The sequence below is a fragment of the Pseudomonas sp. Sample_14 genome (assembly GCF_004307515.1).
GTDB lineage: Bacteria > Pseudomonadota > Gammaproteobacteria > Pseudomonadales > Pseudomonadaceae > Aquipseudomonas > Aquipseudomonas atacamensis.
The window spans coordinates 1-3643 of sequence record NZ_RCOC01000032.1 but is presented as its reverse complement, the minus strand read 5'-3'; the positions used below and the strand labels follow the sequence as shown (position 1 = coordinate 3643).

The 3643-nt window shown below is 49.1% G+C and carries 3 protein-coding genes; all 3 read left to right on the top strand.

Translation table 11 applies throughout. The features are described from left to right. The coding region (locus tag D8U61_RS07380; protein ID WP_206663080.1) for a DUF637 domain-containing protein at positions 1-1713 on the top strand (1713 nt) is incomplete at its 5' end. After that, complete coding sequence (locus tag D8U61_RS07375) at positions 1713-2174, top strand: hypothetical protein (protein WP_016775045.1); 462 nt, start codon at positions 1713-1715, stop codon at positions 2172-2174. The genes D8U61_RS07380 and D8U61_RS07375, both read left to right, overlap by 1 nt. A gap of 226 nt (positions 2175-2400) precedes the next feature. Beyond that, positions 2401-3132 (top strand): hypothetical protein, encoded by a 732-nt coding sequence (locus D8U61_RS07365; RefSeq protein WP_177433314.1) that lies wholly within the window; start codon positions 2401-2403, stop codon positions 3130-3132. Positions 3133-3643: the final 511 nt, after the last annotated feature.

Here is a 3643-nt window from a genome sequence, read left to right as displayed (position 1 = left end):
GATCCGCAACTGGCGTGGTTGAAGGATGCGGAGGCTCGGGGAGATGTTGATTGGCAGCGCGTGAAGGAGATTCACGAGTCGTTTAAATACGAGAACTCGGGCGTCGGGCCAGCGGCGCAAATTGCCATCGCCATCATGATGTCTTTTGTGATGGGGCCGGCAGGACTGGGCTTGGTCGGCGGTGGCTTCGGCGGCGCATTCGCCACAACCCTCGCTACGACGGGCGTGACAAGCACGATCAGCAACAAAGGGAACCTCGGCGCTGCTTTCAAGGAAACATTCAGCGCCGACAGTCTCAAGAACGCAGCTATCGCTGGCTTCACCGCAGGCATGCTTGATTATGCCGATGCCAATTGGTTTGCAGCGGGGGGCAGCAAAGCCGCAAGTATTCTGACCAGCAGTAATTTTACCGACGTAGCGATCCGAACTGCGGGTCGCGCGGTCATTTCCAGTGGCATCTCTACCACCATTGGTGGCGGAAGTTTTGCTGACAACTTTGGTTCCGCGTTGCTGGGAGAAGCGGGCAGTGTCGCGATGGCGACCGGGTTCAATTTTGTTGGCGATCAAACGATCAAGTTCCCGGAAGGTGGCGTAGTAAAAGTTGTCGCGCATGCGCTGATGGGCGGTTTGATTTCCGAAGTAACTGGCGGGGATTTTGCTACCGGTGCGGCGGCTGCTGGGCTGAATGAAGCTGCGATGAATACGCTGGTGAAGTTCGCCGCTGGCAATGATCAGCTGCAGGTGATGTTGTCCCAACTCACGGGTGTTCTTGCAGCGGCCCTCGTTGATGGCAATTCACAGTTGGGAGCCAGCATCGCCGGGAGTGCCACGACTTATAACTATCTCTACCACCGTGAGGTGAAAGAGATGCTCGCTGAGATGGACAGCAAGACCACGGATAAGGAAAAGCTTGCTGTCAGGGATAAATATGAAGCGCTTGACAAGCAAAGAGAGTTAGAGCTGGACGAGTTTTGTAAAGGGGCACCTGATACCTGCCGTCAAATCTCCCACGATTTGGCCGACGATGACGAAAAGTTCTCGAAGCTGATAGCGACGCTACGAAGTGAAGGCAAAAGTGGAGAAGCCTATTGGGTAGGAGTTGTTCAGGGAGGGAATCTAAACTCCACTGGGTCAATAGCCTCCATCGTGAATTTACAGGAAGGTGGTTTCTTTGCAAAATTGGGTGCTGTCGCGATCCAGATGGGGGGTGGAATTTTTCCGGGTAGGGCAACCGGGAAAGGTACGACTGCCACAAAGGAAGCCGACGTAAAGGGTACGGGTGGTGTAAAAGGAAACGAAGCGTCCAAAGCACCGGTTCAAGAACTTGAGGTTGACTCCTATAAGAATCTCAAGTCAAGAGAAGTAGTTGCTGACGGGTTAGAGCACGACCACATCCCTTCCTTTGCTGCATTGCGTACGGCAAAAGAAGCTGAATTAGGTCGTCCCCTTACAGAGGTGGAGGCCAAATCGCTTTACCAAAACGCAACAGCCGTGGAGGTTCCTCGCGATGTCCACATTGCGGGTCCCACGTATGGGGGTAAAAATACCCGTGCACAGGTTCAACAGGACGCCATTGATCTGTGCGGCGCGGTGTGCCGTGATACAGACGCATTGCGAGAAAATTTACGCAATCGAGGTTATGATTCAAAAATTGTCGATGAGACAATTAAAAAAATAGTGGAAAGAAATCGAGAGATTGGGGTTATCAAATAATGAATACTTGGTCTGACTTTATTCACGCTCTCGGTCAAGATGAGAATGGATCAGTCATCACGGGTCTATGGCAACGTTTTGAAGAAAAGCCCGTCATTTCAGAGACTCCTGATGCCTATAATGATCCAGGCGGGAAAACAAAATATTACAAGTTTATAAAGTCTGGGATAGAGCTTGGGTTTCGTGCGGGACAATTAAATCACATTCATTTTTTTGTGCAGGAGGATGAAGGCTATTCACCGTATAACGAATATGTGCTTGATCGGGCTGCTCATGCTTGGACTGCCAAAAATGTCACTCAGGTATTGGGTACGGCAGACGCAGGAGCATCTGCTAAAGTTGATATGTTGATTGGTAAAGTCCGGCAGTGGTGCAAATATCAGTTTTCAACATACGATCTACGTATGGAGTTTTCAGAGGATGGTAAGTTGTGGAAGGTAACCCTGATTGCTAAGGGTTAAGTGAAGGAAAATTACGTTGAAACGGTATTGGAAGAGTGTGGATGAATGGGGGCAGGCCACGTTGAAAAAGTACTCCAAAACGTGGTCTGTCCGCATTTTCCCCCGACCATTCAGCAGCCTAGCCGAGTAATTCAAAGTGTCGACAAACGGGGCAACCCTCAGCCCGGAGCCATTTATGAGTTTGAGGTTCCCGCTTCAGGTGGCGGTACGCGGACAGTGAGAATTCGTGACGACACAGCGGGACATGATTGCGGGGAAGGTGATCCGCAAAATCGCGGGGCGCATTTTAACGACGAAGCGGGAAATTATTATCATTACTAAAATCAAAATTTTGGGAGAAAATGACGTATCTGATTCGAATCGGACAATCAATCTGAATGAGGGTAACGGAAAATGCAGATTAAAGTTGTCTGCAGCTAGTTTTATTGCGTCGAAGCCTCATGAGTCATTGGAAACAATATTCGACTTCATACATGAACGCGTTGTCGAAAATATGCCGGGATATGCAGCCTGGTTGCTTTTGGGTAACTCGGCTTGGCAGCCAGGCACGAGAATCGTCAAATATTTAGGGCTATGGGGTGGGTTCAAATCACGGGGGATTGAAGTTCCCCAAGGAAGTCATTCGATAGTGCATACCATGGAGCGCGATGGGAAGCTAAAGTTTTTTGGAGGTATTCGCCTATCGGATCTTTTAGATGGGACAATTCTGGAGGCGTTCTTGGCTGAGAGATGTTCTTATGTAGCCATTGTGCCTATAGATTTGGATATGGAAGAAGCCTTACTCATTGGCTGGTCTGGAAAGATTTCGGAAGATCTGATGCTCTTCGAATATGTGGCGGAGGGGAACGGACTGTTAATGGCAAAGATTGGTGAATTTGATGATCTTGATAGAGGAGTTGTCGCTGTCGGAAAACGACAAGTGCTGGATGATCTTTTATCAAACTTTGATAATTCGTAAAACCGAATTTCGCTATTTTTTCTCCTTCTGAGCTCCGCGCAGGTCGCCACGCTGATTGTCGATATCGTCTGAGAGATAAATGGGTGCAGACCACGTTGAATGCAAAAGCTGGGTACTCTTGGGGGGGAAGGGAACAGACCACGTATAGAAGGCACTCGAAAACATGGTCTGTCCCCGTTTCCTCAATACTCAACAGAGCAATAAATTCGGAAGCGAAATTTCGAACAAGGGTAAATAGGGACAGGCCACGTTTACAACGCACTCCAAAACGTGGTCTGTCCCCGTTTCCCCACGTATGGAAAACTACCAAGTGCAGCCGATCTTGAGTCGGTTGGCGTCAGGGTTATCCAGGATGGAGGTCTAGATGCTCGATTCTCGGGGCACACGTTCCTACGCACAGACGGTAGTAAGATTACTGATCTCCATAGTATGAAAACCATCGTTCTAGAGAAAATAAAATGATAGTTTCAGCGATGTTTGATTCCCTCGTCACATTTGACTGCGTATATGG